This is a genomic window from Oceanobacillus longus, from assembly GCF_042650085.1.
GTDB lineage: Bacteria > Bacillota > Bacilli > Bacillales > Amphibacillaceae > Oceanobacillus > Oceanobacillus longus.
This window is the reverse complement of record NZ_JBHSAO010000001.1, coordinates 153247-169682: the sequence shown is the minus strand read 5'-3', so window position 1 is coordinate 169682 and position 16436 is coordinate 153247. Positions and strand designations below refer to the sequence as shown.

Here is a 16436-nt window from a genome sequence, read left to right as displayed (position 1 = left end):
TGAGAACCGTCCCCGTGCTTCACAAAATTTTACGTTGCCCACGTATCCTTCCAAACAGTCTATTATCCTTTATAATATTGGTACAAGTTGGTGAAACGCATGGAACAAGAAACGATTCTAAAGGAAATTTTAAACGCACTAAAATCACATGGTGAACATATGGATAAAAGATTTGACGAAATGGATAAAAAATTTGATAAAAGATTGGACGATTTGAATTCTAAGATGGATGAAGGGTTTACAAAAGTTAATCAAAGGTTCGACCGCTTAGAAAAAAAGGTCTAGGGCAACCGAGTAGAATTAACTGAAACGCAAGAAACCACCGATTTTATATTAAGTAAAACGGCACAACATGAGAAAAAGCTTCGCCAACTTTCTGATCAACATCAGTAAAGTAACTCACACTATTCTAAAATACAACTCCGTACGATAATCAAACCGTACAGTACCAGGAACTGTTCGGTTTTCCCTGTCATCATCTAAAAGCTGATTTCATTTTCCTTTATCCATTTGTTGAATACTGTCATGAGCGTTTAGGAAACTACTTTTTTCTTTTCCGTTTGACTTCTACTATACCTACCATTGGGTCTCGATTTTCTTGATATTTTAATGTCTATTTCACTAACATCTGCATACGCTTTCCTATTAACTCTGCTGGATTAGCAAGATAGACTTTTGGTTTTAAATGTTAGCTCTTTAATAAAGCTCTCCAAACTTTCGTCTATCTCGGCATTCCTCACATCTTTTAGGAAAATCAAAACCTTTCTGTTTATAAAACTGTTGCTCACCAATCGTGAACTTAAATCTATCACCACATTCCCAGCATTTAAGAAGCAGATCCTGTGGCGCAGAACCCGATAAAGCTTCTTGGATTTCTGCTTCTCTGTTTTGTAAGGCAATATAATCTATTTCTTGATTGGATTCTATGGCTTCGATGCTTGAGCGAATTTCTGCCCTTACCTTCTTATAATCAATCTTTTCCCACGCTTTAAGATAAGGTATGTATTTTCGATCTTTAGACTCTTTTACTTTTTCTAAGAACAAAAGCATCATATTTCGGTTACGGTCTTTTAAATATTCCATATTTGGTAAAGGTCTATTCGCTTCTATCCATGCATCCCATTCTGCTAAAAATTCATCTGAAAGTTGATTAGACTCGATTTTCCAACCACGTTCCGTAAAAATTATCAGTGGTAACTTCCCATAGTATTCAATGGATAAAAAGTCATAATCAATCATCCAATCTACTTTTTCTACGATATCAGCTATTTTTTCAGATTTAAAATATCCGTAGACAGGACATTTGTCCAATTCTAATGCCAGAACTTTTTTATCGCGCGAACCTTTTAGAATCTTAGTCAAAAGGGTGCGACCACCTTGCCCAATAATTTCATCAGCAGCTCTTAATATCGCTAACTTTTCATCTATTGTTAATCCCATTTTCAATTACCTTTCCGAACTTTTCTTCGTATAAATCCCTAACCCATATTTTAACAGGTTCCTTCCACTGCTGATTGGGAGCTGGTATATTTTTAATTAAGCTTTTTGATTTTAACCCTAGTTCTTTTGCCATTTGTATATCTGCTTGATTCAAGCGACAACGTTTTTTAGCTTCTGCCCAATCGGACTTATTTTTTACCATTTGTTTCGGCCCTTTCAATAATTATCAGTTCTAGGATACTACTTTTTAATTGAAGGAAAAAGTAGTATGCATTGATATTCGTTTAGATAAATTGAATATTATTCGTGCAGATTTAAACAAACCCAAATTTTATGACTTTTTTATTTGTTTTGTCTAAGAATAGGTATTGACAAAACATTATGTATTAGTGCACTATTTAGATAGTACACTAATACAATTTTAGGAGGATGATCGATGAATGCTTGGTTGTATTTAACGAAGAAGGAATTTCGGCTCGGTTTACCTAGTTTTCTTATTGCATTAATTTTATTTTCGGGAATTATAGGTGGAGGTGTTATTGCTGGTAATCAATTTGGATTTGAAGGTGAGTTTATGACAATTGCACTATCGATTGTTGTAGGTCTTCACACATTTTTTCTTGCCTTTTACTTGTATTATAGTTTGAATGCAGAAAAAAGACGATTGCATTTATGGCTACATACACCAATGTCTATAGTAGGACTACTCACTTCTAAGCTTTTTACAGGAATCGTATTTATGCTTTCAACTTTTATCATTTCAATCATCCTAGCTATGCAAAGTTTCAAGCATACATTCAGCCTATTAAATCAGGATAGTCTCTTTAATAGTGTAGGAGTCACTTCATTTATAATATTAATTACGGCATTGTTTATTGGCTCCGCGTTCCTGTTGTTTTGGACTGTTTACCTTACTTTCAGTCAAAAATTTAATAATTTTCTTAGCTTTTTGCTTACGATTGTTCTATTTTTTGTTAGTGCTTGGGCCTATAGCAAATTCCTGGATATATCCTTTGTCCAAACGCTGACGAACTGGGGAGACATTCAAGTAGGAGATATTTTTGTCGGACTTGAAATGAGTTATATTCAGGAATCATTTGAGGTCCAGACGATGAAGGAAGCAACAGTGTTCTATATTGGTCATTTTGTAAGAGATATATTTTTTGCAATCATCATGTTTATTGCTGCTTGCTGGATCATCGAGCGAAAAGTTGAGGTGTAATTGATGGCAGATATATTCCAATCATCGCAGCCTATTTATCAACAGCTTGCTGAGCGGATAAAAAGACAAATCATACGTGGAGAGTTATCTCCTGGTGATAAGCTTCCATCTGTTCGGGAAACCGGGATTGAGGTAAGTGTGAATCCGAACACGGTGCAGCGGACATATCGGGAATTGGAAAGCATGCAAATTGTTGAAACAAGACGTGGGCAAGGCACATTTGTTACAAAAGATGAATTTGCGCTTAATTCTATACGTGAAGAAATGAAAACAAAAATGATTACTGATTTTGTTCGGGGAATGCATGAGATGGGTTATTCAGACAAGGAGACACAGAGCGGATTAACGAATTATTTAAAAGAGAAGGGAGAGGCAAATGCATGATTACGCTAACGGATGTAACAAAAAGATATGGAAGTAAAAGAGCATTAGATCAGGTCAATTTGGAATTAACACCTGGAAAATTGATTGGTCTTGTTGGAGAAAACGGTAGTGGAAAATCAACAACCCTTAAGCTGATTGCAGGGCTTAACCATCCTACAAAAGGTGAAATTAAGGTGAATGGGAATAAAGTAAACCGAAGAATTGCTCAGTCCGTTTCTTATTTGTCAGAGCTTGATGAATATTACAGGTTTTTTAATGTCAGACAATCCATCGCATTTTATGCAAGTCAATTTGCGGATTTTGATGAGGAAAAAGCCTATGAAATTTTGAAATTTATGAAGCTCAACCCAAATGACAAACTGAAACATCTATCAAAAGGAAATCGTGGCCGGTTAAAAATGGTGCTCTCCTTGTCGCGAAATGTACCAGTTATCTTGATGGACGAACCATTATCTGGTCTTGATCCAATGGTCCGTAATTCCATTGTAAAAGGACTGATTTCCTTTATTGACCTGGAAAAGCAACTTGTGCTGATTACAACACATGAAATCCGTGAACTGGAAAATGTTCTGGATGAAGTGATTGCAATTAAAGATGGTTCTGTTGTCGGTCACCATAATGTGGAGCAGCTGCGTGAGGAAAAGCATACGAACATTGTTGACTGGATGACGGATATATATGAAAAAAGCAATCGCCATTAGGTGATTGCTTTTTCTGAATTTAAACTAAAGATCTTTGAGAAATAGAACTGAATTTTCCGCCATAGAAAAGAAGTGGATTTTTTGTATCATCATAAGAGAAATCGCCTACATTTCCTACGACAATAAAGTGATCTCCGCCTTCATATATTTCATGAACGGTGCAATGAATGGTTGCTAGATTATCTTTCAAGAACGGAATTCCTTCATTGGTGAGAGAATAATTTATACCAGAAAATTTATCTCCGCCCTTTCTAGCAAATCCTCGGCACACAGATTCCTGTTGATCCTGCAAAATATTAACTACAAAAGGACTGTCATTCTTAATTGCGTGTAAACTGGTTGAACCTTTGTCAATACAAAAAAGAATTTGAGCTGGATCTAATGATAGTGAAGAAAATGCATTCACTGTTAATCCTACGAAATTATCTTCATTCTTTGTTGTAATCACCGTCACTCCTGATGCAAAATGTCCCATCACATTACGAAATTCTTTTGCGTCCATTAAAATTCCTCCCTTTAGCATATTTTGTTCACGTGCTGTGTACCACTTTAAATGTAATCACACGGTTTATTCGCTTTTAAAATCTACAAAACTTTAAACTAAATAAGTGTTCGGTTCTTGTTCTGCTAAAATTCTTCCATATAACTCAAGGCCTGTTGTTGGTGTTATTAAGCCATGTTGTGGAGGTGTCTTAGAATCTTTCATAATTTTAGAAAGTAGGTTTGACTCTGAAATTGCACTACCTCCGGCAAGTGAAAAAATAAGATCTACTGCTTCACAGTTCAATCTATTAGCGTAACTACAGTCTACGCGGGCTTGTACACGACTATTAAAGTTCATATATTCTCCAGAAGCTGCCCATTTATCAATTTCATCTGCTGCACGGTATGCTAATAGACTAGCTGTTTCCATTTTCATTACAACCTCCGCTAATTGTAAATGCGTGACTGCTGCTTCTGCCTGTTTGTTATGGAATGTATATTGAATTCTCCTGCTGGGTAGTTTTTCTAAGAAGATCTCTTTTGCTGCTGCACTTAACCCTATTCCTGGAGCTAGTAGAACTAGTGCAGCTACTGGAATGAAGGCTGATTTATACAACGCTTGATCCTCTAAATGTACTGCGGGGTATTCCCCAACAACAGCTTTTGATAAAGATGTTGTCCATTTTTCCGGTACAAATAAATTTGTTACTGTGACGCTATTACTTCCTGTCCCTCGCATGCTTATCGTATGCCAATCGTCTAAAAGATTAACATCCTTACGAGGTATAAGTGCAGCACCGAGGCCTTCCACTTCTCCATTTTCGTTGACTTGTGGGAATCCTAAAAAGAAGTAATCTGAATGATTGGAACCAGAAGCAAACCCCCACAACCCTTCTTTAATAAGATATCCTCCCTCAACTTTCTCCACATCACATTTTCTTGCTTCGAACACACCACAAACGTTAGCAATTGCATCATCTTTAAAAATTTCATCATGAACTTCTTCCGTGAAATTTACAGAAACAACCCATTTTGCAACGTTTATTAAAGCCACCACCCAGGCAGTAGAACCACATCCCTTACCAATCTGTGATACAATATCTAAATACTGTCGGAAATTTAGTTGATAACCTCCATATTTTTTAGGTGTAAGTAATTTTAAAAGACCAGCTTCTGTTAATTCACTAATAGTAGATTGGGGAATACTTCTTAGACGATCTACTTCATTCATTCGTTCCCGAAGATTTGGTATCATTTCCTCAGCTTTTCCTAATAATTCTTCATAAAATGTGGATTCGATTGACATTTGCTTATTTACCATAAAAATCCTCCTTTGATAAAATGCTATAATTAATTGGTAAGAGGTTGCAGTATTGAACAAAATAATTAACTGATATTTCCAACAACTGCAAACGCTTACTTAAGATACTACATTAAAACAATCATTTGGTGAAATGCATATTTGTTATATCTGTAATAACAAAAAACTTAAAAAGGATGATAGATATGGATATAATCCAAATTAGATACTTCATTGAAGTCGCAAAAGAATTGAACTTTACTAACGCTTCAAAAAAATTGTTTGTAAGTCAAGCAGCTGTAAGTAAAAAAATTGCAGCTTTAGAAGATGAATTAGGCGTCGTTTTATTAGAAAGAAATAAAAGAACTGTAAAATTAACATCTGTTGGTCAAACTTTTTATAAAGATGCGCTAGAAATTATAACTAAAATTGAAGAAGCGGTGAAGAAAATTGAAGACATAAGTTCAAGCTATAAAAAAACCTTGAGATTAGGTTATTTAGGACCGGCTGAATTTAAATTTTTACCCGATCTGTTGCAAAATTTTCATGAAAAATACCCTGATATTAATTTGATTTCTAAACAATATTATCAAGGGCCATTAATTAATTCTTTAATTAATGATAATTTAGATATTATTTTTTCGCTTTCTATGATAATTGAAAAATATCCAAACCTTATTTTCAAAAGTATTTACAGTGATTCTTTTGTAATCTATTGCCATAAAAATCATAGATTAAGTTCTGAAAAATTTGTAAACCTTTCAGAACTTAAGAACGAAAATTTTATCATATTATCTGAGGAAAGTGCTTCGTATGCAAATAACAGCATTATCAAACTTTGTAATGAAAATGGTTTAAATCCTATCATAGTTAATGAACCTGATAATTTCGAACATTTACTAATGATGGTTAAATCGAATATAGGGATTTCTATTTTACCCAATTCAATATTTGATTATTTTAATCATGATAATCAAATTATTACATTGCCTATTAAAACGGACTCACTAAAAAGTGATTTATTAAATTTTGATATTGGTATTGCTTGGAATAAAAACATTCAAAATCCTTCTGTTGAGTTATTTGTAAATGAAGTGATGAAAATTAATATAAAAAGTTATAATCATTAATTGATGATGTATTAAGTTTGCTGGACAGTCGTAAGGAAAGCCTATAAAGGTCTCGTGGCAAGGGGATTAGTGAACTCAGTTTAATTGTAGGAATTATGGTATGCGAGCGTAAGAAATATAACTTAAAGTACCAGTCCCCCACCGCTTTAAGCTAGTAATGGGGGACTGGCATTTAAATCCTATTGCGGTTGCATGGGCTTACCTCTACTTTTCGTTTATTTCTCCTTTACTGAGGAAGTAGTTCATTCTCTTTCAAGCTGTACTGTTGAATTGCATTTCGATAAATCTTCTCAACCCTTTTTACGAAAACAGCTGAAGAATAGTTAGAAATGACATCTAATCTAGCATTTTGGCTGATAAGATCCCTGTACTTTAGTAACGATTCCAATCCTTTCACAAATTCTTCGTATGAAGAAAACTGCCATCCATTAACCCCACTGACAATCACTTTTTCCAAACAAGCGTCCTTTCGGCAAAGTGCAGGAGTCCCATTTGCCATTGCTTCTAAATACGTTAATCCTTGGGTTTCACTATTGGAAGCACTAACAAAGACATCTCCTAATTGGTAAAATGCGGATATTTCTTCAGGAAGTACCATCCCTATGAAAATCACTTTTTTCGAAAGGCCTAATTCACCAACATACTTTTCTAGAAAACTGCGATGCGGACCATCTCCAACAATTAACAAGGTAAAATTGCCCGTTTGTAATGTTGAAAGAAAAAGTATTATCTCTTCCAGATTTTTTTCCTTTGCTAATCGCCCAACAGATAGAAGCACTTTATGATTACGAGGAATACCAATCCTGTCTCGCAGTTGTTGTTTCTTGGTGTTTTCTACTTCTTTTACATATAATTCCAAATTAATTCCAGTAGGTACAACTTGGATCTTTTGGTTAACACCATAATCTTCTAACAAACACCGCACTTTGTCCGTAGGGGCAATCACACACTCGGTATGCTTTAGGATGGTTTTAGTAAACCGGGCCGCCATTGCCTTTCCCCATTTTTTATTCGGTGAGAAATAATGCGTATAATCCTCGTATATGGTGTGATATGTATGTACAATTGGAATATGAAGCTTTTTGGCCATATGCCTAGCCATTTGAAAGGTACTGAATTCACTTTGTGAATGGATAATGTCCGGCTCCCATTCAACTATAGTCTTAAGATATACATTTTCAGTAGTTAATGCTACTCTTGCACCTGGATAGATTTTACCAATTCCTAAAGATCCTATATAGGTTACACCGTCCTTCTCAAACGAACGTAACTTTCCTGATAATGTCAGTATTCGTACCTCATGTCCAAGATTAATTAATTCTTGATGTAAATTAACAACAGAAGTTACTACCCCATTAATTACTGGAGAATAGCATTCCGTTGTAATTAGAATCTTCATTCTGTTCCTCCCTTTTACGGAAAAGTTTGAATTTAATTTATTATACTAAAAAATAATTAAATTTTCCTTAAGATAAGGATAAAATAAGTTTACAATGTACAAAATCGACTAATATTTTATCTTATTCTTAATGCCAAGAATATCCCCTTTCTTCCTAAATTCCCTATTTTTTTAGCACCTCTTCTTATTCTATTACCAGTCAACCACCCTTTTGATAATCTATCATGTAAAAGTGATAGGAAGAACAATCTCTTCCTCTATCCATGTTTATCTCAATAGCAAAAGTGAAACAGTAAACTATCAACGAAAAGGAGTGTTCCTATGCCAACCTATAATAAACTCGTACGTGACCGTATCCCGCAAATCATTGAAAATTCCGGTAAATCTTGTAAGACTGATACACTTAATCATGACCGTTATATTTTGGAGCTGAAGAAAAAGGTAATGGAAGAAGTAGAAGAATACCAACAGGCAGCAACCAAAGAAGATGCACTGGAAGAGCTGGCTGATCTATTAGAATTAATCCATACGCTAGTGAAAGATGTTCATGACTCATCCATGGAAGAATTAGAAAAAATTCGATCTGATAAGGCTGAGAAACGTGGCGGATATGAGGAGAAAGTCTTTCTTGTTGAGGTTGAAGATTAAGAGATTATTTGGTAAAAGAGATTCCGCTGTAATTAATGGAATCTCTTTTATTATTATCTAAGAATTAAACAGGAACCCAAATATTTGGCCATAGAAACATTCCCAAAAATTTACCCCCTATATTGAGTGGGCTAAGTGACCTAAATTATTCCTCTTTCTCTGTTCCGGTATCTTTGATATAAAACAAGCGGGATAAAACGATACCCAATACACCAATACCCATAAATAACCCAGCACGGACAATGAGGTCAAGGAAAGCCAGGTCGATAAATACAAGCTTAACAAGTGTCAGGAAAAGTAGACCAATCCCCAAAAGGCGGACAGATTTCTTCTGATAGACAAATCCTGCAATCAAACAGCCTGTTGCATAGAGAGCCCAGCCAATCGATATGGACATCACTTCAATACTCACTGATTGATTGACAGTCAGTGCTATAATAAGTTTTGTGATAAAGGTCAAATGAATCGTTACGTGTACTGCTACCACTGCCATATGAAAGTAGCGATTGATTTCTGTCCGTACCAATTGATACAGAATATATAAAGAAATAATCACCCCAATCCATAATAAGGTTTCCAAACTGATCGCCTGATAGAGGATTGGTATTTTCATTAAAAACAGGACATGTGCAGCAAGCAGGACACCTGTCAATATTTGCTGCACATGATTTTCTACAAACGGTTTTAAGAGAATATGCATGGCATAAAGCGTTCCAATCAATAAAAGCATGTTGAATAAATCCCAACTCCAAAGGTCATACAGCGGATCCGCAACAACCATGAATGCAGTTAAAAAATAAATGATCAGTCCAATAAACCTTTGTGCGAAAACATGGAAATAGTATCCAATATACGTAGCGAATAAACCTACAATCAAATACATGGAAAAAGCCATATCCTGATTATTCAAGCCTTCAAAAATGATACAAGACAGACCAATTGTTGCTAGGACAATGGACAGCGGAAATAATTCTTCCCTTTTCCGCAGATGGGAAGAATAGGCAACGGCGCCATATCGAATGGTAGCAACAACAAGATAGAGCAGATAATACAGATCCTGATCGATGGCATCAAAACCGCCTTTTGTCCATAGCAATGTGGCTATAAAACTAGTAAACAGAACAGGAAATGTTCCTCGATTATTCATCTTTTTAAAATAGAGGGTGCCAAAGATCAATTCATGCTGCAGCATCATACCGACTGCCATCCATACGAAAACAATCGAATCATATTGGAAAGCAGATACGGACAATGTTAGAAAGACAAAATGAAGCAGTACTGCAGCAATATAGAAAAGCTTCTTATATTGCATGCGAACGGCGAAAATTAATAATGCAATATAGAAAAGCAGTTCATAGCCAATCACAAGAAAAATCTCATTTGTATCTGTCGCTCCCTGGACGAGAAATGGGATTAAATAGCCAAATACCGTCATCATGATCCCCATTGCCTCTGATTTATGGCGGTGGACTAAATAAATTCCCATGGCAACCCAGAGAACATTCAGGAAAAAGGCAAATCCGGCTGGAATCATACCATATAAAATGTGCATCGCAAACGTTGACAACAGAAGAATCGCAACTGAACCGGATACAAGCACTTTTCCTAATGCATGATGATCGCGCTTGATTTGTTTCTCGCCGATGTATAAAAATAAAATTGCAGCAAGAAAACCAGTAATAACCCGATTCGTCTCGTTTAATATTCCTGCATCGACCGCTACTTTAAATCCCCAAATAACTCCTAATAATAGAATGAAAATAAAAATTCTTGGCAGCCAGACCCTTCCAATCAGATTCTCCCAATCAACCGGCTCCTTTCTGGGATCCATTGCAGTTTTCTTCGGTATTTCAAAAGGTTTGGCAGGTTTGGTGGTTCTTGGCTTTCCGATTTGTTGCTTATATTCAGTTGTATGGAGCGTATCCTCTGTTCTTTGCTCTTGCTTCGGCTTGATTGATTCTTTCTCAGCCAAACGTTGCTCTTTAAGTGATTGAACATCCATCTCAAGTTTCCTGATTCTCTGCTCCAGCTTAATAACTTTTTCATCTTCCATGGGCTACCTCCTGACGGTTCCTGTCCCCCTCTTCTTTACAGTATTAAAGCGATGGGGATAGGCATTTGAATTTAAAGCGTACGAATAAAAGTCATATTTTGTTGGGGACGAGGGACAGTCACGTTCCAGCTTCTCTAGATGACGAGACAAGGTTGAGCTCCCCACTGTCCAAATTATGAAACACCAGTCACTAATATACAAGATTTTTCATCAGTAAAAACTCTACTGATTCCGAACAGTTGGAAAATAAGTTTGGTTAGAGATTCGAGTGGAATTAACTCAAACCCAGGAAACGACGGATTTCATGTTAAGTAAAATCCCCCATTTACCAAATCACACTAATTCTATATACTTCTTATTCTTTTATCGTACAATCGCTTATGAAGTGGTTGTTGATGGCGGCATTACCATGGGTTAAGCTTGTACATTTTAAAAAGAGGCTTGATTACTCAAGTCTCTTTTCTGTTCAATTAATTCTTAACTATCTCACTTTTTGTTTTCTCATCCATTGTGTGGCTACCCATTTCTCTCCAGCGATGACAGGTGCACCGGCGTGTAAGGTTTGTTCATTTAGGCGTTGATCGGTATAGAAGTATTCAAAGTACACCGCCATTCCTTTCTTCGGGGAAACGTAAAAACCAAGTTCCGGAAAAAGGGTTTCTCCGCCTTGATCGACATCATTTAAGTACATGACCAGCGTGCTGATTCGATTATTTTTGGAAGCTTTGCTTGCAGCTTGAAAATAATCATAATGAGCTTTGTACTCCTGTCCGGGCGTATAGTTCAGAATTTGAAGCCCTTCTGCGTGTTCGACAGGGATGTTCATAATGCTTGCTACCCGTTTTTCAATGGGCTTCAGAATGTCATGTTCTTCATCAAAAAACATGCCGCTGCTTGTTCGAATGTCATTCACTTCCCGAACATCTCCGATTTTTGAACGATGCATGTTATCTTTTGATAATCGAATTAATTCGTCGCACTCTTCATCGCTCAAAACATTCTCTAACACTACCACGAGCGGTTCTTCCAGACGGGCAACGATATGAATCTCTCTATCCTCTGTTTGAAATCGATTTCCGACATGATGAAAAATGGTTTGTTCCTTTACCTTTGTCAACGTACATCGACTCCTTCAATATTTAAATTCCAGAAGAGGGCTTTTGTATCCGAATCTGCCGTTCTTATATTATTATACTGCAATTTTCCGTCTTTTTAGTAAATTAAGGTACATTTCGAAAGATTTATTCTTTTTCCAAAATACGCTTCTCTTAATTCTTCCCTACTTACATAATCCGGCAAATGGAGATTTAGGATATTGTGATTATTCCCAGACTTTACTTTTTGTGAAACAAGATGAAATTTCACAGGAACGAGGGAATGTTTCACGTCCCCCCGTCCCTCGAAATGGATTACCCCTGGTTATTTTAGTGGGCGGTTGACCATCTTCCTGTAGAGGGGAGGTGGTAAGATGACGACATACGAAGCATTAAATCTAGTAGCGCAATTTAGTCTCATACTAATAGCGGTTCTTTCTTTTATTGTATCTATTGTCGTTTTTCTATACAAAAAGAAGTAACCGCCCACTCTGACTAAGATGGCGATTACTTCTATGAACAACATCATTAACTTGGTCAACCGCTCATTATGCGGTTTGTAGTTGCCGGTACTGAGTAGTTACAGCTACTCAGTACCTTATTCTTATTATAGTATAAATTTATTTCATTATACTGTCAATTTATTGGATACATATAACTGCCACCTCAACCGACAATCGTTTTCAGCGAAGAGCCATTCTGCCATAATGGAAGGTTCTGCACGCTCGATATCTAGCAAATAGGCAAACTGAATTTACTAGGCACTTTAATACTCCTACCCCACCGAGAATGGTAAGACAATTAATTTTCAATACGCCACTTCTTCATTTTCTCCATCAGTCTTTTTAGTATTCTCCCACCTAAGGTTGGGATTCCAGATACCTAAATCTGCAGAGACATGGATCTGTCCCTCCGTTTCATTGATAATAGTCCTATTTTATTTCGTCATACTACAATTCAATGCATATAACTATAACATTATTCCAATTATAGTTACAATTTGATTATAAAGATAAAATGATTACAAGAGGAGTGTGGAAATGATGAAGCAAAATCAATTTGAAAAGATCAAAAACGGAAAAGGGTTTATCGCAGCGCTCGATCAAAGTGGTGGCAGCACACCAAAAGCACTTGCTGCTTACGGTGTTACAGATGAAGCGTACTCCAATGAAGAGGAAATGTTTGATTTGGTTCACGAAATGAGGACACGGATAATCACCTCGCCTGCATTTGATCCCAATCACATCCTCGGAGCCATTTTATTTGAACAAACGATGGATCGACAAATTGAGGGAATGTACACAGGCGATTATTTGGCTGAGAAGAAAGGTATTGTACCTTTTTTAAAAGTGGATAAAGGTCTTGCAGAGGAAAAAGATGGCGTGCAGCTGATGAAACCAATCACAAACCTAGAAAAAACATTGAAGCGTGCGAATGAACGTCATATATTTGGTACGAAAATGCGCTCCGTTATTAAAGAAGCCAAACCGGAAAGCATCAAGGCTGTCGTTGATCAGCAATTTGAAATCGGAAAACAAATTATTGCTGCTGGTTTGGTCCCAATTATTGAACCAGAAGTTGATATTAATAGCCCAGAAAAGGAAAAATGCGAAGAAATTCTAAAAGCGGAGATTCTTCGTCATCTCGATAACTTAAATAATGATGAGTATGTGATGTTAAAATTAACAATTCCTACAAGGAAGAATTTGTATAAGGAGTTAATCCATCATTCAATGGTAGTTCGTGTCGTGGCACTTTCTGGCGGATATTCCACAGACGTGGCAAATGAAAAACTAAAAGCAAATGATGGTCTCATCGCCAGCTTCTCTAGAGCGTTAAGCCAGGATCTCAATGTCAACCAAACCAATGAAACGTTTCATGCAGCACTGGAAAAAGCTGTGAAGTCAATTTATGAGGCATCTGTTTAGAATAGAGTCATAGAGAGAGTTCCTTGTCCCAATACTCCAACGTTTCCTATCAGTCAGCAAGAGGTCTTAGACTAGAAAGTGCCCCCACTAAAGCAGTGGGGGCACTTTCTTACTACAGTTATATTTCTCGATTATCAGCTCTAGCTTTTTTCGCTTTATTTTTATGTGCTTGATTTGCCTTTGCACTGCCACTACCAATTTCTTTTGAGAACTCAGAATCTCGTTTGCTGGAATCAAAACCCTGCTTATTTTTTTGTTGTGGATCATTTTTCTTTGTTCTTTTTGCCATGTGATTTCACTCCTCTTTTTCTTTAGTATGAGAAGAGGAAATGAAAATATACGTGGAATCCTTTTCAGTTAAAAGCATATATGCTCACACTTGTGACTGTTTTCCCCCAACGCTCTATCACATTAACGTAATAGGCGACAGGCACTTTAATACTGGCACTTGAAGCCTCTCTTTTCTATCATTTCATTTTTCCTGGCAACGCATGAATCGATTCAATCAATTGATTAAGCTTTCCCTCAACACGGTGTAGTAAGTAAAATGTAACCGCAATTGGAAAGCCGACTTCAGTCATGAATGGTATCCAGGTTTCCATGTAAATTCCCTCCTTATCAAAACATGACCAGAGGCAAAGCCACTAGTCATGTTTTTTTAATGAAGCTCCATTATCCCCGAAGCCCTCTAATTTAATTAACCTAATTCAATATCTTCCACAATATTCTCAACCAAGCGAGCACTTTTCTTCTCAATAAGATCGCCACCAGTAGAAGTAAAAGCATTCTGTGCAATGATCTCATCCATCGCTGCATGTACAGATGCGACATTGACAGGTTCAATAGGCTTGTCTAATGAATACGTTACAATTTTGCCGTCTTGATTTGTAAACTTCATTTCAAGTTTTTTCATGGTTACAACTCCTTTCTATTTAATTGAATTCAAAATTTACTACGCCTCCCGAATATCCGCTGTGTCCTTACGATTAATGTTGTAAAGGGCACGTTCTTGTAGTTCTACTAAAGCTGTTGCAATTGCGTAAAGCTGATCTGCCGTTGTATCGGTCTTGACGTTGTTGAAGCTTTTGGACTTAAAAATTGGTGAACCTGATTCGGAATCAATCCCATCTTGAAGTACCAACTGTAATGTGGATTTTGTCATATCTGCTACTGCCATGTTTCTCACCTCCCTTTCACAATTACAATCGAAATGAAATTGGATTAGGGGGTGTGAAGTGGAGAAATTTTTTAAATAATTTAATTGCCATATTAGGCGAGATGTTCAAGCACTTTGGGACAGACTTTCATTACATCATTCACTATTTTTACTTATATAAGTATCACAAAGTAGTCGTATCATCCCTATATGATTTGAACTCTTTTAATCTAACGGCAGAATAGTTCTGTTTTATAACCTCTAAGCAAACGTATATTTTCATTTTGTAATTATTAAAATGATATTGTCATTCACTTGTATCTAACTAGGTCCTCTCCCCGTCTAAAAAGCTTTGCTTTTTAGATACCTTCACAACCACAATCGATAACGACATTGCGTTTGGTGGCATTAAAAAATATAAAAATTTATTTGCTTAAAAATGCCCCCTCTTTCAATCTCGTATCGATTGTAGTTATAGAAATATTCAATTGTCAGTTTCAAAGAGAGCAAACCCATTACGCATTCGCAAACTCCTTCAACCTCCTTCCTATCTCCGCCATCTCCTCTTCCACATTCTTCTTTTCCCGATCTTCACGCTTCTGCACATTATGACCGCCCTGCCTAAACCAATCCGGCACAATCTCCGCAACAACCTGACCACCAGAGTGAAAGCCACCTGGCCTACATGTCGCTTTCTGCTCGCGACGACGCCGATATGCCGCTTCCTCGGCCTTAGCATCGTCCAAGTTCCGAATGCCCTTCTTTGCCCATGAATCAAGGATTGCTTTTACATACCCCCAGTTTGAACTTCCACGTTCTAACGCTCGTTTCATGGCATACTGAACTAACGATTCACCTAAGTCATTAATCCAATGAATCATATCCTCTGCCACATACGGACTCACCACACCGAAATTTTCCTGGAAAAATCGAATCGCGTCTGTTGTGTTTGTTGTATGGTTTTGTTTCGTTTTGTTTTGTTTAATTAATGGGTCAACATTGCGGTTCATATTGCAGTCCATCTTGTAGTTCACACTATAGTCCACACTTCCGCCCATGCTTTCGTCCATCTCATCAATCCCATTCCCCTGATTCATCATTCCATCTAATGAAACAATCTGATATGCCGCTGCTTGATTTCCGCCTCGTGACTTCACACAAATATATCCCTTCTCCCGCAATTCCGTCCGTGCTCGTTTAAATGTGCTTTCAGATAAATTTGCTTTACAACAGAGTACCGACATCGAAACCGTAAATTCCTCCTTCCAGCCTGCTCGATTATTAACATGCATCAACACATGCCAAAGGTTCGCCGCTGCAGCTGACAGCGGGTTCGTCTCCAAATGAGTATAAAATGCATTAACTTGTTTTATGTAATTCATTGATTCCACCCTTTCAAATTAGGAAACTTTTTATACGGATGCAAGGCTGTTAGAAAATACAAAAAGAATTGCTAGCATCCTCCTAACAGCCTCTGTAATTCTAGTAACTCTTAACA

Annotated in this window: 20 protein-coding genes; 8 read left to right on the top strand and 12 right to left on the bottom strand. The window is 36.8% G+C overall.

The window, feature by feature from the left end; genetic code table 11:
- Window positions 1–99: 99 nt before the first annotated feature.
- Window positions 100–285 carry a hypothetical protein gene (locus ACFOUV_RS00765; protein WP_379494860.1) on the top strand — a complete coding sequence of 62 codons (186 nt, stop codon included), beginning with the start codon at window positions 100–102 and terminating at the stop codon, window positions 283–285.
- A gap of 411 nt (window positions 286–696) precedes the next feature.
- On the opposite strand, the gene ACFOUV_RS00760 is transcribed toward ACFOUV_RS00765, so the two are convergent.
- Both ACFOUV_RS00760 and ACFOUV_RS00755 read right to left on the bottom strand, forming a co-directional pair.
- A complete protein-coding gene (locus ACFOUV_RS00760; RefSeq protein ID WP_379494859.1) occupies window positions 697–1440 on the bottom strand; it encodes an RQC-minor-1 family DNA-binding protein in 744 nt (247 codons plus the stop codon).
- Window positions 1421–1642, bottom strand: a complete 222-nt coding sequence (locus ACFOUV_RS00755) for a hypothetical protein (protein ID WP_379494858.1) — start codon at window positions 1640–1642, stop codon at window positions 1421–1423. Before ACFOUV_RS00755 ends, ACFOUV_RS00760 begins: the two co-directional genes overlap by 20 nt.
- 234 nt (window positions 1643–1876) lie before the next feature.
- On the opposite strand from ACFOUV_RS00755, the gene ACFOUV_RS00750 reads away from it, so the two are divergent.
- The 3 genes from ACFOUV_RS00750 to ACFOUV_RS00740 are packed head-to-tail and all read left to right on the top strand — an operon-like array spanning window position 1877 to window position 3747.
- The gene (locus ACFOUV_RS00750; protein WP_379494857.1) at window positions 1877–2662 is read left to right on the top strand and encodes a hypothetical protein; all 786 of its coding nucleotides are present in this window, start codon (window positions 1877–1879) and stop codon (window positions 2660–2662) included.
- Window positions 2663–2665: 3 nt separating this feature from the next.
- Window positions 2666–3046: a GntR family transcriptional regulator gene (locus ACFOUV_RS00745; protein ID WP_379494856.1), complete on the top strand. Its 381-nt coding sequence runs from the start codon at window positions 2666–2668 to the stop codon at window positions 3044–3046.
- A complete protein-coding gene (locus tag ACFOUV_RS00740) occupies window positions 3043–3747 on the top strand; it encodes an ABC transporter ATP-binding protein (RefSeq protein WP_379494855.1) in 705 nt (234 codons plus the stop codon). Before ACFOUV_RS00745 ends, ACFOUV_RS00740 begins: the two co-directional genes overlap by 4 nt.
- A 19-nt stretch (window positions 3748–3766) precedes the next feature.
- On the opposite strand, the gene ACFOUV_RS00735 is transcribed toward ACFOUV_RS00740, so the two are convergent.
- Window positions 3767–4249: a flavin reductase family protein gene (locus ACFOUV_RS00735; protein WP_379494854.1), complete on the bottom strand. Its 483-nt coding sequence runs from the start codon at window positions 4247–4249 to the stop codon at window positions 3767–3769.
- A gap of 93 nt (window positions 4250–4342) precedes the next feature.
- Window positions 4343–5551, bottom strand: a complete 1209-nt coding sequence (locus ACFOUV_RS00730; RefSeq protein ID WP_379494853.1) for an acyl-CoA dehydrogenase family protein — start codon at window positions 5549–5551, stop codon at window positions 4343–4345.
- A 185-nt stretch (window positions 5552–5736) separates the two neighbouring features.
- Here ACFOUV_RS00730 and ACFOUV_RS00725 point away from each other — a divergent pair, with 185 nt between their 5' ends.
- Complete coding sequence (locus tag ACFOUV_RS00725) at window positions 5737–6660, top strand: LysR family transcriptional regulator (RefSeq protein WP_379494852.1); 924 nt, start codon at window positions 5737–5739, stop codon at window positions 6658–6660.
- A 226-nt stretch (window positions 6661–6886) separates the two neighbouring features.
- On the opposite strand, the gene ACFOUV_RS00720 is transcribed toward ACFOUV_RS00725, so the two are convergent.
- The gene (locus ACFOUV_RS00720; RefSeq protein WP_379494851.1) at window positions 6887–8059 is read right to left on the bottom strand and encodes a glycosyltransferase family 4 protein; all 1173 of its coding nucleotides are present in this window, start codon (window positions 8057–8059) and stop codon (window positions 6887–6889) included.
- Window positions 8060–8380: 321 nt separating this feature from the next.
- Between ACFOUV_RS00720 and ACFOUV_RS00715 the strand changes: the two genes are divergently transcribed.
- Window positions 8381–8707, top strand: a complete 327-nt coding sequence (locus ACFOUV_RS00715; RefSeq protein ID WP_379494850.1) for a phosphoribosyl-ATP pyrophosphohydrolase — start codon at window positions 8381–8383, stop codon at window positions 8705–8707.
- A 145-nt stretch (window positions 8708–8852) separates the two neighbouring features.
- On the opposite strand, the gene ACFOUV_RS00710 is transcribed toward ACFOUV_RS00715, so the two are convergent.
- Window positions 8853–10760, bottom strand: a complete 1908-nt coding sequence (locus tag ACFOUV_RS00710; protein WP_379494849.1) for a DUF2339 domain-containing protein — start codon at window positions 10758–10760, stop codon at window positions 8853–8855.
- Window positions 10761–11241: 481 nt separating this feature from the next.
- Complete coding sequence (locus ACFOUV_RS00705; RefSeq protein WP_379494848.1) at window positions 11242–11877, bottom strand: 2OG-Fe(II) oxygenase; 636 nt, start codon at window positions 11875–11877, stop codon at window positions 11242–11244.
- A gap of 351 nt (window positions 11878–12228) precedes the next feature.
- Between ACFOUV_RS00705 and ACFOUV_RS00700 the strand changes: the two genes are divergently transcribed.
- Window positions 12229–12336, top strand: coding sequence for a putative holin-like toxin (locus ACFOUV_RS00700; protein ID WP_379494847.1), 108 nt, complete (start codon window positions 12229–12231; stop codon window positions 12334–12336).
- Between the two features lie 561 nt (window positions 12337–12897).
- On the top strand, window positions 12898–13782 hold the full coding sequence (locus ACFOUV_RS00695; RefSeq protein ID WP_379495729.1) for a fructose bisphosphate aldolase: 885 nt from the start codon (window positions 12898–12900) through the stop codon (window positions 13780–13782).
- A 118-nt stretch (window positions 13783–13900) separates the two neighbouring features.
- Here ACFOUV_RS00695 and ACFOUV_RS00690 read toward each other — a convergent pair whose 3' ends face one another.
- The 5 genes from ACFOUV_RS00690 to ACFOUV_RS00670 all read right to left on the bottom strand — a co-directional run bounded on the left by ACFOUV_RS00690 (window position 13901) and on the right by ACFOUV_RS00670 (window position 16320).
- Window positions 13901–14071, bottom strand: coding sequence for a hypothetical protein (locus ACFOUV_RS00690; RefSeq protein ID WP_379494846.1), 171 nt, complete (start codon window positions 14069–14071; stop codon window positions 13901–13903).
- A gap of 178 nt (window positions 14072–14249) precedes the next feature.
- Complete coding sequence (locus ACFOUV_RS00685) at window positions 14250–14384, bottom strand: YvrJ family protein (protein ID WP_379494845.1); 135 nt, start codon at window positions 14382–14384, stop codon at window positions 14250–14252.
- 95 nt (window positions 14385–14479) lie between these two features.
- Window positions 14480–14695 carry a DUF2922 domain-containing protein gene (locus ACFOUV_RS00680; protein WP_379494844.1) on the bottom strand — a complete coding sequence of 72 codons (216 nt, stop codon included), beginning with the start codon at window positions 14693–14695 and terminating at the stop codon, window positions 14480–14482.
- Window positions 14696–14734: 39 nt separating this feature from the next.
- Complete coding sequence (locus ACFOUV_RS00675) at window positions 14735–14959, bottom strand: DUF1659 domain-containing protein (RefSeq protein ID WP_379494843.1); 225 nt, start codon at window positions 14957–14959, stop codon at window positions 14735–14737.
- A gap of 494 nt (window positions 14960–15453) precedes the next feature.
- Window positions 15454–16320 (bottom strand): DnaD domain-containing protein, encoded by an 867-nt coding sequence (locus ACFOUV_RS00670; protein ID WP_379494842.1) that lies wholly within the window; start codon window positions 16318–16320, stop codon window positions 15454–15456.
- Window positions 16321–16436 lie beyond the last annotated feature (116 nt).

Coding starts and splice junctions, on each gene's coding strand:
- ACFOUV_RS00765 (WP_379494860.1), top strand. CDS start 100: ATGGAACAAGAAACGATTCTAAAGGAAATTTTAAACGCACTAAAATCA.
- ACFOUV_RS00760 (WP_379494859.1), bottom strand. CDS start 1,440: ATGGGATTAACAATAGATGAAAAGTTAGCGATATTAAGAGCTGCTGAT.
- ACFOUV_RS00755 (WP_379494858.1), bottom strand. CDS start 1,642: ATGGTAAAAAATAAGTCCGATTGGGCAGAAGCTAAAAAACGTTGTCGC.
- ACFOUV_RS00750 (WP_379494857.1), top strand. CDS start 1,877: ATGAATGCTTGGTTGTATTTAACGAAGAAGGAATTTCGGCTCGGTTTA.
- ACFOUV_RS00745 (WP_379494856.1), top strand. CDS start 2,666: ATGGCAGATATATTCCAATCATCGCAGCCTATTTATCAACAGCTTGCT.
- ACFOUV_RS00740 (WP_379494855.1), top strand. CDS start 3,043: ATGATTACGCTAACGGATGTAACAAAAAGATATGGAAGTAAAAGAGCA.
- ACFOUV_RS00735 (WP_379494854.1), bottom strand. CDS start 4,249: ATGGACGCAAAAGAATTTCGTAATGTGATGGGACATTTTGCATCAGGA.
- ACFOUV_RS00730 (WP_379494853.1), bottom strand. CDS start 5,551: ATGGTAAATAAGCAAATGTCAATCGAATCCACATTTTATGAAGAATTA.
- ACFOUV_RS00725 (WP_379494852.1), top strand. CDS start 5,737: ATGGATATAATCCAAATTAGATACTTCATTGAAGTCGCAAAAGAATTG.
- ACFOUV_RS00720 (WP_379494851.1), bottom strand. CDS start 8,059: ATGAAGATTCTAATTACAACGGAATGCTATTCTCCAGTAATTAATGGG.
- ACFOUV_RS00715 (WP_379494850.1), top strand. CDS start 8,381: ATGCCAACCTATAATAAACTCGTACGTGACCGTATCCCGCAAATCATT.
- ACFOUV_RS00710 (WP_379494849.1), bottom strand. CDS start 10,760: ATGGAAGATGAAAAAGTTATTAAGCTGGAGCAGAGAATCAGGAAACTT.
- ACFOUV_RS00700 (WP_379494847.1), top strand. CDS start 12,229: ATGACGACATACGAAGCATTAAATCTAGTAGCGCAATTTAGTCTCATA.
- ACFOUV_RS00695 (WP_379495729.1), top strand. CDS start 12,898: ATGAAGCAAAATCAATTTGAAAAGATCAAAAACGGAAAAGGGTTTATC.
- ACFOUV_RS00690 (WP_379494846.1), bottom strand. CDS start 14,071: ATGGCAAAAAGAACAAAGAAAAATGATCCACAACAAAAAAATAAGCAG.
- ACFOUV_RS00685 (WP_379494845.1), bottom strand. CDS start 14,384: ATGGAAACCTGGATACCATTCATGACTGAAGTCGGCTTTCCAATTGCG.
- ACFOUV_RS00680 (WP_379494844.1), bottom strand. CDS start 14,695: ATGAAAAAACTTGAAATGAAGTTTACAAATCAAGACGGCAAAATTGTA.
- ACFOUV_RS00675 (WP_379494843.1), bottom strand. CDS start 14,959: ATGGCAGTAGCAGATATGACAAAATCCACATTACAGTTGGTACTTCAA.
- ACFOUV_RS00670 (WP_379494842.1), bottom strand. CDS start 16,320: ATGAATTACATAAAACAAGTTAATGCATTTTATACTCATTTGGAGACG.